This is a genomic window from Mycobacterium sp. IDUB_37 (assembly GCF_055419245.1).
Genome location: NZ_JBVAXG010000013.1, coordinates 37,977 through 52,519, shown reverse-complemented (window position 1 = coordinate 52,519; position 14,543 = coordinate 37,977). Strand labels below are relative to the sequence as shown.

General features: G+C 63.4%; 14 protein-coding genes and 1 pseudogene. 12 read left to right on the top strand and 3 right to left on the bottom strand.

Going from position 1 to position 14,543, the window contains the following annotated elements; all coding sequences use genetic code 11:
- The first annotated feature begins 179 nt into the window (after nucleotides 1–179).
- Nucleotides 180–704, top strand: coding sequence for an Rv2253/PknI dimerization domain-containing protein (locus ACZY1I_RS29220; protein WP_463760903.1), 525 nt, complete (start codon nucleotides 180–182; stop codon nucleotides 702–704).
- A 227-nt stretch (nucleotides 705–931) separates the two neighbouring features.
- On the opposite strand, the gene ACZY1I_RS29215 is transcribed toward ACZY1I_RS29220, so the two are convergent.
- Nucleotides 932–3,223 carry a cellulose binding domain-containing protein gene (locus ACZY1I_RS29215; protein WP_463760900.1) on the bottom strand — a complete coding sequence of 764 codons (2,292 nt, stop codon included), beginning with the start codon at nucleotides 3,221–3,223 and terminating at the stop codon, nucleotides 932–934.
- Between the two features lie 1,229 nt (nucleotides 3,224–4,452).
- Here ACZY1I_RS29215 and ACZY1I_RS29210 point away from each other — a divergent pair.
- The 6 genes from ACZY1I_RS29210 to ACZY1I_RS29185 all read left to right on the top strand — a co-directional run bounded on the left by ACZY1I_RS29210 (nucleotide 4,453) and on the right by ACZY1I_RS29185 (nucleotide 9,208).
- Nucleotides 4,453–5,181, top strand: coding sequence for a DUF998 domain-containing protein (locus ACZY1I_RS29210; protein ID WP_463760897.1), 729 nt, complete (start codon nucleotides 4,453–4,455; stop codon nucleotides 5,179–5,181).
- The gene (locus ACZY1I_RS29205) at nucleotides 5,178–6,026 is read left to right on the top strand and encodes an alpha/beta fold hydrolase (protein ID WP_463760894.1); all 849 of its coding nucleotides are present in this window, start codon (nucleotides 5,178–5,180) and stop codon (nucleotides 6,024–6,026) included. Before ACZY1I_RS29210 ends, ACZY1I_RS29205 begins: the two co-directional genes overlap by 4 nt.
- 225 nt (nucleotides 6,027–6,251) lie before the next feature.
- Complete coding sequence (locus ACZY1I_RS29200; RefSeq protein ID WP_463760890.1) at nucleotides 6,252–6,698, top strand: hypothetical protein; 447 nt, start codon at nucleotides 6,252–6,254, stop codon at nucleotides 6,696–6,698.
- A 253-nt stretch (nucleotides 6,699–6,951) separates the two neighbouring features.
- Nucleotides 6,952–7,404 carry a hypothetical protein gene (locus ACZY1I_RS29195; protein ID WP_463760888.1) on the top strand — a complete coding sequence of 151 codons (453 nt, stop codon included), beginning with the start codon at nucleotides 6,952–6,954 and terminating at the stop codon, nucleotides 7,402–7,404.
- Between the two features lie 312 nt (nucleotides 7,405–7,716).
- Nucleotides 7,717–8,070: a limonene-1,2-epoxide hydrolase family protein gene (locus tag ACZY1I_RS29190; protein ID WP_463760886.1), complete on the top strand. Its 354-nt coding sequence runs from the start codon at nucleotides 7,717–7,719 to the stop codon at nucleotides 8,068–8,070.
- Between the two features lie 148 nt (nucleotides 8,071–8,218).
- Nucleotides 8,219–9,208: an alpha/beta fold hydrolase gene (locus tag ACZY1I_RS29185; protein ID WP_463760882.1), complete on the top strand. Its 990-nt coding sequence runs from the start codon at nucleotides 8,219–8,221 to the stop codon at nucleotides 9,206–9,208.
- 17 nt (nucleotides 9,209–9,225) lie between these two features.
- Here the strand turns inward: ACZY1I_RS29185 and ACZY1I_RS29180 are convergent, their stop codons facing one another.
- Nucleotides 9,226–10,191: a 2-hydroxyacid dehydrogenase gene (locus tag ACZY1I_RS29180; RefSeq protein ID WP_463760879.1), complete on the bottom strand. Its 966-nt coding sequence runs from the start codon at nucleotides 10,189–10,191 to the stop codon at nucleotides 9,226–9,228.
- A gap of 58 nt (nucleotides 10,192–10,249) precedes the next feature.
- On the opposite strand from ACZY1I_RS29180, the pseudogene ACZY1I_RS29175 reads away from it, so the two are divergent.
- From ACZY1I_RS29175 to ACZY1I_RS29165, 3 genes and pseudogenes are all read left to right on the top strand, one after another.
- Nucleotides 10,250–10,863: pseudogene (locus tag ACZY1I_RS29175) on the top strand (dihydrofolate reductase family protein).
- A 46-nt stretch (nucleotides 10,864–10,909) separates the two neighbouring features.
- Nucleotides 10,910–11,629: a thioesterase II family protein gene (locus ACZY1I_RS29170; protein WP_463760875.1), complete on the top strand. Its 720-nt coding sequence runs from the start codon at nucleotides 10,910–10,912 to the stop codon at nucleotides 11,627–11,629.
- Between the two features lie 46 nt (nucleotides 11,630–11,675).
- The gene (locus tag ACZY1I_RS29165) at nucleotides 11,676–12,809 is read left to right on the top strand and encodes a phosphotransferase (RefSeq protein WP_463760873.1); all 1,134 of its coding nucleotides are present in this window, start codon (nucleotides 11,676–11,678) and stop codon (nucleotides 12,807–12,809) included.
- Here ACZY1I_RS29165 and ACZY1I_RS29160 read toward each other — a convergent pair.
- Complete coding sequence (locus tag ACZY1I_RS29160) at nucleotides 12,804–13,592, bottom strand: alpha/beta hydrolase (RefSeq protein WP_463760871.1); 789 nt, start codon at nucleotides 13,590–13,592, stop codon at nucleotides 12,804–12,806. The two genes, ACZY1I_RS29165 and ACZY1I_RS29160, sit on opposite strands and share 6 nt — an antisense overlap.
- A 95-nt stretch (nucleotides 13,593–13,687) precedes the next feature.
- Here ACZY1I_RS29160 and ACZY1I_RS29155 point away from each other — a divergent pair, with 95 nt between their 5' ends.
- Both ACZY1I_RS29155 and ACZY1I_RS29150 read left to right on the top strand, forming a co-directional pair.
- Nucleotides 13,688–14,077 (top strand): hypothetical protein, encoded by a 390-nt coding sequence (locus ACZY1I_RS29155; protein WP_463760867.1) that lies wholly within the window; start codon nucleotides 13,688–13,690, stop codon nucleotides 14,075–14,077.
- A 121-nt stretch (nucleotides 14,078–14,198) separates the two neighbouring features.
- Complete coding sequence (locus tag ACZY1I_RS29150; protein WP_463760865.1) at nucleotides 14,199–14,534, top strand: DUF732 domain-containing protein; 336 nt, start codon at nucleotides 14,199–14,201, stop codon at nucleotides 14,532–14,534.
- The last annotated feature ends 9 nt before the right edge of the window (nucleotides 14,535–14,543 follow it).

Below are 14,543 nucleotides of genomic sequence, written 5' to 3'. Positions count from 1 at the left end.
ACGCTTGGGCCGATCCCGTTGGACAGCAAAGCTGACGTCGCAAGCCCCGCAATGAGTGCTCTCCTCATGTATGGAGCAGACACCGTGCGGTTGGCTACCGATCCCAACAAACAGTCCTTGCGGTTGTTAGCTATTGCGCGCACGATCAGTGACATCGCAATCAACTGAGAGCCGACGTAATGAGTATCTCTCGTCTACTTCTAGCAGCCACTTTTGTTGTCGGCACGGGGCCGATGATCACCCTGGCCGCGCCTGGCACCGCATCCGCATCGGCATTAGCTGATGGCACCTACCGATTTGACTTTGACGGCAATAAGCAGACCATCGACGGCGTCCCCAAACCGACCGCCCCACATTCCACATCGATAGCGATGCGCTCCGCCTGCCATCCTTCTGGGTGCGTCGCGACGGCGTGGGACACCTCGATAGGTCCGACGTGGCTGCAACCACCCGAGGAGGGCGCGCTCGTCTTCCGCGAGAACCGGGACCAGTGGGTGGCGACCAGGTGGAAGATGTTCACCTGCAACAACACCACCAAACAGGGCACCGAAACGCTCGCGTTCCAAGTGAAACCCGACGGAACATTCGTCGGTGTCAGCACCCAACTGGAGGCCCCGTGCCCCCCGATAATCATTCCGTTCAACGCGACGCGGGTAGGTGATGTGGCGCCGGGCGTCGAGGTGGTCGACCCCAACACCGTTTGAGCGGGCCGACCGGTACTCGCGAGCAAATGGGCCGATGGCGACATATAACTGGCGGACACGACACGCCGAAATCGGTAGCGGTGGTTTATATCTCGCGAGTTTGCGCCGTAGGAGTGGTGATACGCGTCTGCCCTGCCTGAGGTCTCTCCAAACCTCAGGCAGGGCAACGCGAAGATAGCGCGGGGGTTAGGCCGACGCCCGGCTATCTATCGTCTTCATGGTGATTCTCAGTGAACGCCGTTGACGGTGGCGTCGAATGAATTGACGCTGGCGCCGGTGCTGCCGCTCCATGGTTCGAAGCCGGCTTGGATACTGGTGAGGTACCACGAATTGTTCACCGGCTCAATGGTTTCGGTGTTGTTGACGAAGCCCATCACGTCGAAGTTGTCCCACGAGTTGATCGGGGTGTTGGCCACGTAGGAGACCACCTGGTTCTGACCGTTGCTGCCCTGCCAGACCGTGAAGCTCTTGCCGTCGACCACGGTGTTGTTACTCACCACATGGCCGACCGGCTGGATTGGACCCTGGTGGTTGAACCAGATCATGAGCTCCTGCTGGTTGACGCCGGTGGTGATCGGCGTGGGGTTCATCCAGATGTCGTAGGAAGCGTCATAAACACCGGTGGTCGGGTAGGTGTAGCTGATGCTGCTGGTCGCGGAGTGGATCTGGCTCAGCTGGATGGGCAGGTTGGTGCCCGGTGACGCGTTGCCGTAGTGCACACCCGTGTAGACCGAGGGGTATCCGAGCGGGGCGCCATTGGTTGGGGCGGAGCCGTTTTCGGTGGTGATCGTGAACCCGGTGGAGCTGACGGTGATGGCCTGGTTGCCGCCGTTGTTCCAGGCGTTGTTCTGAACCACGTAGGCGTTCTGGATCGTGGTGGTCCCGTATTGGCTGGAGATCACGGTGCCACCGGTTCCGGTCCCAGTGCCGGTCCCGGTCCCAGTGCCGGTCCCGGTCCCCGTGCCGGTGCCCGTGCCCGTTCCGGTGCCGGTGCCCGTTCCGGTTCCGGTGCCCGTGCCCGTGCCGGTGCCGGTGCCGGTGATCGGCTGACCATTGACCAGCATGTTGGTCGGTGCCGAGTAGGCGCCGGCCTGCGTGGCCTGGAAGCCGATGGTGATCGACTGGCCAGGCGCGATCGTGTTGTTGTAGCTCTCCGGGGTCAGGGTGTAGTGCGTCCCCGTGTGAGAAAGGTCCGTGCTCCAGGCGTTGGTGACGGCTTCGTTTGAGGGCAAGTCGAATTGGACCTGCCAGTTATTTACCGGAGTCGAGCTGTTGTTGGTGATCGTGTAGTTCGCCGTGAAGCCGTTGTTCCATTGCGATGTCGGCGTGTAGGTCCCCGTCAACCCGCTGCCGGTGCCGGTCCCCGTGCCGGTGCCGGTGCCGGTGCCAGTGCCAGTGCCGGTGCCGGTGCCAGCGCCGGTCCCAGTGCCCGTGCCCGTGCCAGTGCCAGTCCCTGTACCCGTGCCGGTGCCTGTACCCGTTCCGGTCCCAGTCCCAGTGCCCGTTCCCGTGCCCGTCCCGGTGCCGGTCCCGGTCCCGGTCCCGGTCCCAGTACCCGTGCCCGTGCCCGTGCCCGTCCCAGTACCCGTGCCTGTGCCTGTGCCCGTGTCGATTGGATGCCCGTTCACCAGCACATTCGTCGGCGCTGAATAGGCCCCGTTCTGCGCGGCCTGGAAGCCCACAGTCACCGATTGACCGGGTTGGATCGTGCCGTTGTAGCTCTCCGGAGTGACGGTGTACTGCGTCCCGGACTGGTGAACCTGCCCATTCCACAGGTTGGTCACGGATTCGTTTGCAGGCATGTTGAATTGCAGCTGCCAGTTGGTCAGCGGAGTCGTGCCCGTGTTCGTGATCGTGTAGTTGGCCACGAACCCGTTGTTCCACTTCGATGTCGTCGCATACGTCGCCGTCGCACCACCCGTCGCGGTGGTCGTGGCGGCGGTTGACGCGCCGGCGGCTGCCGCGGAAGCGGTTGCGGCACCCGAATTGCCGGCCGCAGCGCTGTTCGTCGTGCTGCCGGAGGTGGAGTTAGCCGTGGTGCCTGAGGTGGATCCGTTAGTCGTCGCTGCGGCCTTCGCCTGTGTCCCAGTTGCATTGGTGGCGTTGCCATTACTCGCGTTGCTGGTGGCCTTGTCGGAGGCAGCATCCGCAGCGGGCGCGGGCTTGCCGTCGGTTCCGAACAGGCGCGCATTCACAGCACCGAACACGTCCTGCGCGAAGGTCCCCAGCGGCGAAGCATTGACGGCCTCGGCGACCTGGTACAGACCCGCACTCGACGCCAAGGTTTGGACAAAATTCTCGCTGAACGTCGCCGTTTGGGCGCTCGCCGCCTTAAAGTCCACACCGTGCGTGCCGAACATTGCCGCGATCGAGGCGGACACCTCGTCGGCGGCTGCAGCCGCGATCTTCGTCGTCGAACCGGCAGCGGCGGCACCGGCCGCCGTCAGTTTCGCACCTATCCCGGAAACATCCGCCGCCGCTGTCGCCAGCGCCTCCGGCGCGGTTACCAAATACGTCATACTCGACCCTTCCTAAGCCCCCGCTTATAACGAACGCATAACTACTTCATAGAGACTTCATGTTTACCGACAATCACGCTCAGATCACAACATTATTAGAAAGATGCCAGTAAATCTTCAGAGTCGTGTCCAGTCCGTGTACACGGAACGAAGTGGTGTGCGGCAATGCCGCTCATATACTTTTACTATCAATCCATCGGCACGAGGTCATTTACTTTTGGTGTCGATCCATCTGCACTGGCTCGCTCTGACAGTGTCAGCCGCAGGGACCTGCCGCAGCCAAACGAATTCCGCGAAGTGAAATCGTGACCTGCCCCCGAGATGTATCAAATGACCCCGACATTGGCCTGATGCCATTCAACGTTGGGAACATCACGCGCATCATGTGCTCGACGCTTCACCAAATCAATTGCTGTTCAGCATATTTCGGTACCGTGCCAGATGCCTGGGCGCTAACACCGCACCGCCGACGGGATGCGAGCTTGGTGCCGTTGCTTTCGGCGCGCAACGTGCGATCCAGGCTCAAGCGTCATCGGACGGACTGCGACGGCGAATAGATCGGCATTCCAAGACACGCCGCAGAAGATGCGTCTACAGCGGTTCGCTGAGCGTTCCCCGCTATCGCGATAACGGTCAGCGCGCAGGCTGCATACGGACAGAAATTCACCGGACCGTCCGAATTTTCATTAGCCTAATTCGCTGCCGAAGGTGTCGACAAGTTGCACAATTCACCGACAACGAACTACGCGTATAGGCGCTTACGCGGGTTAGCTCACCATCGCTGATTAGCTGCGGGACACCCGATGGCGGCCGACACCTTGACCATCTCGCACGCCCTTTCAACAGCCACTAAGCCGACGGATCAGAGCCGACCTCCAATTTGGGCACAGCCCGTTCCGCTTTGGCGGCATTATTAGCTGACAGTTGCTACCGGTTCGGCGTGAGGCTACGACCAATGATGGTTGCGATGTGCTCCGCGCCGACTCCCCGCGCCGCGCAGACACCCGCCGCTACCTGCGTCTCGTGTCCCCGGCGAGGCCAAACGCAACGAAATCTGACGTCGCCTTCGTTTCGGATTCGGTGTTTTCAATTCGGCAGGAGGACACTCCCAGAGCAGTACGGTCCGGTGGCTCGGGTGGTGGTCGCCACAACGCTTGCACCGAATGCACGGCGCGCCCGGAGATTCCGATGATGGTCAAGTAGTCCGAAGCGCACGGCATGATGGATTTATGGCAACGACGCCAAAACCCGGCCTGGCAAGAAGAGAGCGCGAACCGCGGCCGATCCCGCTGAGCTGGATCGCCGTGGCCGGCACCGCCATCGGGGCCGTCCTGTATTCCAACTGGGTGCTCGAGGTCGTCTTCACCCGCACATTGCCCGATCCGGACCTCTACATCAGCGAACTCGCCGCAGCGGATCAACCGTATGGCGAGTGGTTTCGGCGTGGCGATCTGGCCGCCGCGGTCGTCCTGATCATCGCGACAGCCGCCGCCCTCGCCGGTGGGCAACACGACCGTTGGAGTAACCGTGGCTGGTGGGCACTGGGCGTGTTCGCCGTGGCAACGGGCCTGGACTGCACGGTATGGAAGCTGGTGTGCGCACCGACCTCGGATGCCGTTTGCAAGGCCCGCGAATCTTCGGGCGCCGTGCCGATAGGACACCAACTGCACTGGCTCAGCAGCGGTTTGGTTCTGACCGCCGCGATCGTGTCATTGTTCGCTTTCGTCATCGCTGATTGGCGGGACGAGGTTCCGGCGTTGGTGCAACACGTCGGACGCTTCATGTTGGCAGCGTTAGTGGGAACAGCGATTTTGACCGGCGTCGCGATTCTCATCGACCACGCTGACGTAGTCGGCGTCGTCGGGATCGCGCAGCGGGCCGAGTTGGCGGCGTTCGCCGGTTGGCTCATCTACATTGGCCTGCGGACCGCTCGGACCCCGACCAGTCCCGGCCCGTGACAGAAAGTACCGACGTCGAGGTTGGCGGACGTCGGGTTCGGATTCTCATCGACGGCAGCGGCCCGATAGTCGTGCTGTGCAGTGGACTAGGAGGTCGCGCGCTGCACTGGAGTGACACGGCGGCGAACCTCGCAACTGACCACACGGTCGTCCGATTCGACCGGCCCGGAATATCGCTCACGCGCACACGTGCTGGTCGCCGTCGTACGGTCCGAGGCGAGGCCGAGCGGGTCGCAGCCGTACTGGATGCCGTGAACCGGCAGGACGAGGCAGTGCTGGTGGGGCATTCGATTGGCGGATTTTTCGCCGAGGCATTCGCGCGGCTCTATCCGCACCGCACCAGCGGGTTGCTGCTCCTGGATTCCAGCATTGCCGCCGACCGGCGGCGCCCCGCGCTGCCCGCCCAGGCCAAGCTCGCCGCCGCCGATGTCACGTCAACGCTGCTCAGCCAGCTGCACGTGCGCGCAGCGCTGGGCCGCGCGGGCCTAGCTATCGCGCAGCGCCGACGTCCCGGCGGACTGGACGCGCGGATGCGCTCTGAGATACGCAGGGCCGCAGCCGAATCCGATTTCGCACCCGCCCTGCTGACCGAATATCTCCTATATCACGAATTCGCGGCAGAACTGCTGGCGTTGCGGACCCGGTGTCCCCTACCGCCGGTCCCGCGGGTCGTGGTTACGGCGCACACCGGTTGGCGCACCGGTCGCTGGCGCACCCAACAGATTCTGATGGCCGAAATGCTTGATGCAGAACACCGGACCATCTTTCCCGCAGGACATCTGGTCATGGTCGAAAAACCGGGTCGCACTGCCGATCTCATCCGCGTCGTGGCACGCACTGCCTGACGGCGCATTCTCCGACGGCGTTTCGTCAGGTGTGACTGCCATCTCTACTCGACCAGAGTTTTACGCAGGCTGAATGTAACTTGCCAGCCTATCTACAGGTGCGGCACGCAAAATTAGGTTCTTGCTATGAAAAACCCTTGACATGGTATCTGAGCTGCGATGACCACTGATACACTGCGAAAACATTGTCCCTAGGCAATGATGTCCTGGGCGAGAGGCGGACCAATGAGCATAGGTAGGATTTTTGCTGCGATTGCGCTATGCTCCGCCACCTGGCTGGGCGCGGCGCCAATAGCCAGCGCAGACGCCCCGACGACGGAAGGTGTCTACAACTACGTCGAATCGGATGGCGTAGCCGGCACCTGGACCATCAAAACCACCTGTACGCCTCAGTGCGTTGCCTATGTGACAACCACGCCCGGCCATGGGTTTGCCGCCCCACTGATCAACGGTCGTCACACCGTCACACGAGTGGTCCCGGACGGCGTGACCTGCCCCTCGTACATGCTCGGGGACAACGGCTCCCTATGGGCTGGGGGCACCTACGCGGTCACCGTTCAGCAGTGGTGGGATCCGCGCACACTCGCCGGTGGAGTGAATTTCCTGGACAGCCCCTCGCCGTGCGGCATTCCCAACCCGTACAGCACGTTCACGCTGAGCAAAGTCGGGTGAACATAGCGGCAGGCCACTCGCTGCGCTAGCCACCGATCTTCTCAGCCGCGGGAACTAGTCGCGTAGAACCACCGATGGGTCGCCGTGGCAACACGTTGTCGGTGGGCGTGCACTTCGCAAGCCGAATTATCGCCGAATGCGGGCCATAGGAGTCCCCTATGAGAACCTCGCCGCACGAGACCTCACCTGCGTTTCCGCTGTTACAGTCGCCTCAATTGCTCAGTTGCAATTTAGCGCGACTTAAGGCGGCGCCATGAAAATCAACGCGTTCATCGCGACAATTGCGCTTACCTGTGCCGCAGGGCTCAACGCCACCGCCCCATTTGCCTCAGCCGAGACCCCCACTATGACAGACGGTGACTACACCTACCAAGACGAAGACGGCGTTGTTGCCACCTGGTCGATAAGGACTACATGTACGCCGGGTTGCGCCGCTCACGTGACGACTGCACCCGGCCAAGGATTCACGGCACCGCTGGTCAACGGCCGTTACGCCGTGAAACGGGTGGTTCCAGAGGGCGCCGTTTGTCCTGGGTACACCCTCGGGGACAACGCCGCCGTGTTCGATGGTGGGGCGCATCCGGTTCACGTTTATCAATGGTGGGACCCGGTAACGCTCGCCGGCGAAGTGGACTTCTTGGAAACCGACGCGCCGTGCGGTCTCCATGATCTACGCGACTCATTCACCCTCACCAGAATCGGCTAAGCAACCGCCTCGGGCGGGCGGTCAGACTGCGAAACTAATAAGTGCGGAATGCGAGTGCGTGCTGCATTCGTCAGCGCCGCGCCACGGCACCATTCAATTGGTGCGCATGCAAAACAACGCGGCCTGCAATAACCCGTGGTCCGGGTTAATCGTCTGTCACTCTTCGCGGTCTGACACCACCGACGGGCCCAGCGACGAGGGTTGCCGCCAGAGATTGGCAGGAAGGCTAGCAAAGCACCGTTCTGCTCGGCCGACTCCGCGTACATTCGTCTGGGGATCTTTCAACCGTTAGCACCCGGGGGGATGCAAACAATGAGCGCTGAGGAAATCATTCGGGCCGAGTTGGCCGCATGGGCTCGAAACAATGTCGACGAAGTGATGAGTCACTTTGCCGACGACCTCGTCTTACACATCGGTCCGTATCCGCCGGTCGCGGGACGCAACGCGATCCGAAAGACCATGAACGCGTACTTCAGTCGGGGAACGTGCGTAGACCTCAAGATCGTGAACCTGGCGGTCGACGGCGACGTCGTCTTGATGGAGCGCGACGATTTCTGGATCGTCAACGGCCACGAGAAGCACTGGCCGGTGATGGGCGCCTACGAGGTAAAGGGCCAGAAGATCACCGCGTGGCGCGAATACTTCAACCCCGTGGCCCAGCCCTGACGGTCGGCGATCAGGATCCTTTCACCGGACCGCTGACGGCGCGTCACTGCCAAGGGTTCCGCAAGAAGTCCGCAAGAACTCCCCTGCAAGCTTCTCTTCAACACCCCGCTTCGGCGGGCGAGACGCTTATCAGGAAGGGGACGACATCATGCCGAACCGTTCACACCGCCACCTGCGGCCAGTCCGGGACGTCAGCGCGCCGTCACTGCAATTCCGTACCATCCACGGCCACCGCCGGGCCTTCCGGATCGCCGGATCCGGCCCGGTCATCGTGCTGCTGCACGGCGTCGGCGACAACTCCACCACGTGGGAGTCCGTGCACTCCAAGCTCGCCCAACGCTTCACCGTGATCGCTCCCGACCTGCTGGGTCATGGCGAGTCGGACAAGCCGCGCGCCGACTACTCGTTGGCCGCATTCGCCAACGGCCTGCGCGACCTGCTCACCGCGCTCGAGATCGACCGCATCACGCTCGTCGGGCATTCGCTCGGCGGCGGCATCGCAGCGCAGTTCGCCTACCAGTACCCGGAGTTCGTCGAGCGGGTGGTGCTGGTGAGCGCCGGCGGCGTGACCAAGGACGTGAGCCCGGCCCTGCGCTTCGCCGCGATGCCGCTGGGCGCCGAGGCCCTCTCGGTGCTGCGCGTACCCGGCGCGGCCCCCGCGCTGGAACTCGCCAGCCGCGCCGTCGGCAACATCGTGGGCTCCACACGATTCACCCGCGATGTCGCCAGCCTCCCGCGTCTCATCGGCGGACTGCGCAAACCGGGCGCCGTCGAAGCATTCGCTCGCACGCTGCGTGCGGTGGTCGACCCCCAGGGCCAGTTCGTCACCATGCTGGACCGCACCTACCTGATGCAAGACCTTCCGGTCCAGATCATCTGGGGCGAGGACGACATGATCATCCCGGCGAGCCACGCTCGCCTGGCCCACCAGCAGATCCCCGGGTCGCGCCTGGAGATCCTCGAGGAGTCCGGCCACATGCCGCACGGCGATCACCCGGACCGCTTCGTGAAGATCATCGAGGACTTCATCGACTCGACCGAGCCCTACGACTACCACCCGGAACTGATGCGCACGGCGCTGCAGACAGGCGTCCGTCAGTACCGGTACTACACGCCGGCCGACAGCGACCTGGCCTGACGGCCGGACGACGCTTCCTATCGGCGCGGCCGGAGCACCGGTGTCACCAATTCACCGGTGCTGAGGTAGCTGTCGAGGTTGCGGATCGCGAGCAACGCCATCGCCCGCCGCGTCCGTGCTGTGGCACTGCCGATATGCGGGAACAGCACCACATTGTCCAAAGTGAACAGCTCGGCCGGCACATTCGGCTCATCTGCGAATACGTCCAAACCCGCTCCGGCCAGACCGCCGTCGGCCAGCAACTCGACCAGAGCGTCCTGATCCACCACACTGCCCCGAGCGATGTTGACCAGATAACCCTCGGGGCCCAATGCTTCCAGAACGGTGCGGTCGACAAGATGGCGCGTTGCCACGTCACCCGTCGTAGCGACGACGAGCACATCGACCGAACGGGCCAACTCCACCGCCGACTCCGCGTAGCGATACGGCGACCCGTCTACCTGGTGACGGTTGTGATAGGCGATGGCACAGTCGAATCCGAGCAGGCGGGTCGCGATCGCCGAACCGATTCGGCCCAGACCCAGTATTCCGACCTCAAGGCCGGTGACGTCCCTGGCGTAAGGAAACGGCGCCTCGCTCATCCATCGACCCGCCCGCACGTAACGATCGGCGGCGCCGAATCCGCGCAGCGTCATCAGAATCAGTCCAAGCGCCGTGTCGGCAACGGTGTCCGACAACACATCGGGGGTGTTGCTGACGCCGATCCCCCTGCGCTCGGCCGCCTCGAGATCGATTGCATCCACACCCGCGCCGTTGTTGACGATCGCCTCCAGATTGGGCAGCGCCGCGATGGTCTGGGCATCGACCCCAGGTCCGCCCGACGTCACCGCCACCCGGACCTCAGCGCCGTGCTCCTCGAGAAATTCCGCCCGACCCGAACCGTTGGGAAGCTCGGGGATGTCGTAGCGTGCGACGAGCTCGGCTTGGAAGGTCGACTCCCAGCGGCCGATCCGCAGCACTTCGTTGGTCTTCTTCGCGGTCACGTTGCCATCATCTCGGGCCGACCGATGAGAATCGCGGCCGGCTCTGGTCTTTCTACCCGTGACCAGAACAAATCTCTCGATGTCGATCTCGGCCGACGGCTACGTCGCGGGACCCGGCCAGTCCGCGCAACACCCGCTCGGTGTCGGCGGCCAGTTGCTGCATGGGTGGCACCTCGGGCCCACCAAGGATCACCCGGCCAATCAGCAGGTCATGGCGGACATGCTCGATGGCATGGGGGCAACAATCATGGGCCGCAACATGTTCGGCCCGATCCGAGGTGAATGGGGACACTCCGACTGGCAAGGCTGGTGGGGCGAAGAGCCGCCGTACCGCTGCCCTGTCTTCGTCCTGACCCACTTCGCGCGCGACCCGATCGAACTGAAGGGCGGCACCACCTTCTATTTCGTCACCGATGGCATCGAATCCGCCCACCGGCAGGCCAGTGCGGCCGCTGGGACCGGCCCATCTCGATTGCCGGCGGTGCCTCGTGCGCCAGGCAGGCAATCGCGGCAGGGCTCGTCGACGAGATCGACCTACAGGTGAATCCCGTGATCCTCGGGTCGGGTGAGCGCCTGTTCGAGGGCTTCCCGGCGGGTATGCCCGAACTCGAATCAGTGCGCGTTCTCGAGGCGCCGGGTGTGGCCCACCTGCGCTATCGCGTTATCCGATAGTGCGCGCAAGAAATATCCAAGAATCCGTCAAGGTTCCTCCGCGATCGTGGTGTCAGCAACTCACGACGACAGGACGAGGATCATCATGCGGCTGTTCTGCTTTCATCACGCCGGCGGCGGCGGACTGGCATTCAAGGCCTGGCAGCGTGCCCTTGCGCCCGCTATCGAAGTGATTCCGGTAGAGATCGCCAACCGCGAGCGGTTCGCCACCCTGCGTCACCTCGTCGATGAGGTCAACGACCAACTCGGCCCGCTCCTCGACGAGCCGCACATGTTCTTCGGCCACAGCTTCGGCGCGCTGGTCGCCTACCGGCTGGCGTCCGCACGCGCGGCGGCCGGCGCAGTGACGCCCCGGGCGGTGTTCCTGTCCGCTTACGCTCCACCGCATCTTCCGCCGCCGCTCTACGCAGTGGACCAGCTCGACGACGCTCAGCTCGCGACCTTCCTCTCGAACATCGGCGGGATGCCTGCCGAGCTGACACGCTGGCCCACCCTGCACCAGCAGGCCGTCAAGATCACCCGGCACGACCTGCGACTGTGCTCGACCGACGAGGAAGAATTCGCGGCTGAATTGCCCTGCCCCATCCATGTTTTCGGCGGCAATGAGGACCCCATCGTCAGCGAGTCCGACTTGCACGAATGGCGTTCGCGCACAACGGCGGACTTCTCAGTGCAGATGCTCCGGGGCGGCCACTTCTACCTGCGGGACCGGCAGCCGTTGTTCGAGACACTGCGACCGCTGATGTCGACGATCGCCGCGGCTTAGTCACGCATATTTGGCGATTTCCGCCAACGGGATAAAGTCAACGCTTGTGACGCGGAGTCACGCGACGCGGCGCGCGTTTGCGGGCCGAATAGCCGCCGAATATGCGCGCACCGTTGCCCAGCGGTGGCGCCGTGGCGTGGTGCCGCGCAGCCCAACCGAAATTACTGCGACCTGGCTGTCGGAACTTCTGGGCCGCAGCGTGTTTGACGTCAGAGTGTGCGACGAAGACCACGGCACAGCCACCCGAGCGCGACTGGCTCTCAGTGGCGATCGCGTGCCGGCGACCGTGTTTGTCAAGACCACGCCGTCGGCACTGGTCCAACGGCTCTTCAACAACGTCTACGGGCTGGGCGAAACCGAAGCCGTTTTTTATCAGACGGTGGCACGGGAAGTTCCCGAACTGACACCGGAGGCATACGGCGCGCGGTGGGACCCCCACACCGGCCGTTCGGTCGTGGTTATCGAGGATCTGGCGGACAAAGACATTCGATTCGCGCATGCCGGTGTGGCGTGCACCGCCGACGAAGCCGCGGCGATGACGCGAGCGCTGGCCAGTCTGCACAAGAAATTCTGGGATTCGTCGAGGTTTGACACCGATCTGCGTCGGTTCTCCCCGAAAGGTAGTCCCGCACAATGGTTCGGCGCATACACGAGCAGCTTTATCACCCGGGTACCGCACAACTACGACGACTTGGTCGATGCCGACTTCCGCCGGCAATCGCTGATCCTGCACCGCCAGAGGGACGAGGTCGCCAGAGTATGGCGGTCGCTGCCGCAGTCACTGCTGCACGGCGATACGCACCGCGGCAATTTGGGCTTCCACGATCGCGGGGTGACGCTGTTCGACTGGCAGGTGACCGGAAAGGGCCCTGCGCTTAAGGATTTGGCATATTTCGCCGCAGGTTCACTGGAACCCGATCTACGGCGCTCCATAGAGCGTGACCTGGTGCGTGAGTACGTCGACGTCGTCACGGCTGCGCAAGGTCCCGAATTGACCGAATCCGCGGCGTGGGAACAGTATCGGCTGTTGATCGTCACCGGGTATCTCGCCGCCGCAGTCACGGTGGTTTTCGCCGAACGTCTGCAGAGCGAGGAAGCGGTGCGCCCGGTGCTGGAGCGGGTAGTCACCGCGATCCGTGACCACGATTCATTCGCCCGACTGCGTCAACTATGGCTATAACTCCCGAGTTGTCAGCCAAGCATCGATTCTCTCGGCGACGGCCGGCCATCCCGGCTCCAGCATCATGTTGTGGCCCATATCCGGGTAGACCTCCGCCTCCGCGCCGTATAGCGCTGCGGTGCGGCGGATTTCGCGCGGTAGAACAATCGGGTCATGCTGGGCTCCGAGGAACAGCATCGGTATGCGGTCGACTCGTTTCGTCCGCACCAGATTGAGCGCGAGCATGTCCAGGAAGGCCCGGTACGACTCGTCTTGGACCCGCTGGTAGCAGGCGTTGACAATGTCGTCCGGTGTGGACGCGCAAAAGAACAACTCGCGCACCAGATCTCGGGTGGTGACCAGCGGACCCAACCGCATCGCGGCGTTGACCTTGACGAACGGCACGGGATGGCGGCGCGCGATGTTCAGCGTCACCCGCAGTACGCCGTTGGGTGGGACGGGCGCGAGCAAGACCGCCCCGGGCGCGGCGTGGCGTTCCAGATATTTCTGCGCGATGAAGCCACCCATTGAATGCGCCACCAGGATCGGCCTTGTCGGCAATTGCTCCGCGACCGCCGCGACGTCAGCCACGTAATCTTGTATTCCTGTGCGGCGCAACCGTTCCCGGCCTGGGCTACTGCCATGACCGCGCAGACTCAGGGCATGACAGGCGTATCCGCGGTCGGCGAAGTAGTCGAGGAAGTGCTCGTCCCAGCACCACGACGCGTGCCACGAACCGTGCACGAACAGCAGCGGTACCCGATGGGATTCGGTGGCCGACCCCTTGTGAATCACCTCGAGCATGGGCACTCCGATCGCAAACCCGAAACGAACGTCACGTTAGCGCGGGTCCCGGAGTCGCGCGTCACAATGGCAAGACGCCGCGCTGCGGTCAGCCGGTGCGTGACGGCCGGAATCCGCAGCGGCTACCGGGATTGGTCAGCCCCAGACCGGGGAATGCCGGCTTGAACGGTACCTGTGAGCAGTGCCAGTTCGAATTCCTGGCCGCCCGTGGTTGGCAGTGGCAGGTGGGCCCTGGACTTCCAGCGCGAAAAGTCCGCCGTAGGGTCAGCGCCCGCCCCGACACGCAACCACGGTTTCAGGACGTCGACGTCCAGTTCTGCATGGTCGGCATCGCAATTGACATCGAGACCGACAAATACGGCGGCCCTCAAGAGCGGGAGCAATGTTTCCTGACCAAGGATGAGGTAGCTTGGCTGGCACGGGTGTTGCAGGGGCCGCTCTCGATCTGTTTTCAGCAGAATCATTGGGACGTAGACGTCACGTAGCGGCCCACAAGTATGGCCACAAGGGCATCAAGAATCTATTGAGAATCCATAAAGGCCCGGTGCCGAGTATTGGTTCAACGCAATCAAGCGTCCACCAACAACCTCACCACCGGAGGCAAAAATGTTCACTCGTCGCTTCGCCGCTTCCTTCGCCGGCACCGCTCTGACCGCGGGCGCTCTCGGCCTGGCCGCTCTTGGCCTGGCCGGCACCGCCGCCGCGAGCTCGGCCGATGACGCGTTCATCGCCCAGATCAAGGCCGACGGGATCAGCCCGCCCAGCAACGCCCGCGCAATCAGCGAGGGACACGCCGTTTGCGACGCCCTCAACCAGGGCCAGTCGAGCGCGCAGGTTTACAGCGGTGTAGCCAAGCGAACCGGCCTGAGCGCCAGCGGCTCGAAGACGTTCGCCGTCGACGCCGCGTCGGCCTACTGCCCGCAGTACGTCACGTCCACCTGATCTCGAACG

Excerpts from the sequence above, each read along its gene's own strand:
- ACZY1I_RS29220 (WP_463760903.1), top strand. The coding sequence starts at position 180 with ATGAGTATCTCTCGTCTACTTCTAGCAGCCACTTTTGTTGTCGGCACG.
- ACZY1I_RS29215 (WP_463760900.1), bottom strand. The coding sequence starts at position 3,223 with ATGACGTATTTGGTAACCGCGCCGGAGGCGCTGGCGACAGCGGCGGCG.
- ACZY1I_RS29210 (WP_463760897.1), top strand. The coding sequence starts at position 4,453 with ATGGCAACGACGCCAAAACCCGGCCTGGCAAGAAGAGAGCGCGAACCG.
- ACZY1I_RS29200 (WP_463760890.1), top strand. The coding sequence starts at position 6,252 with ATGAGCATAGGTAGGATTTTTGCTGCGATTGCGCTATGCTCCGCCACC.
- ACZY1I_RS29195 (WP_463760888.1), top strand. The coding sequence starts at position 6,952 with ATGAAAATCAACGCGTTCATCGCGACAATTGCGCTTACCTGTGCCGCA.
- ACZY1I_RS29190 (WP_463760886.1), top strand. The coding sequence starts at position 7,717 with ATGAGCGCTGAGGAAATCATTCGGGCCGAGTTGGCCGCATGGGCTCGA.
- ACZY1I_RS29185 (WP_463760882.1), top strand. The coding sequence starts at position 8,219 with ATGCCGAACCGTTCACACCGCCACCTGCGGCCAGTCCGGGACGTCAGC.
- ACZY1I_RS29160 (WP_463760871.1), bottom strand. The coding sequence starts at position 13,592 with ATGCTCGAGGTGATTCACAAGGGGTCGGCCACCGAATCCCATCGGGTA.
- ACZY1I_RS29150 (WP_463760865.1), top strand. The coding sequence starts at position 14,199 with ATGTTCACTCGTCGCTTCGCCGCTTCCTTCGCCGGCACCGCTCTGACC.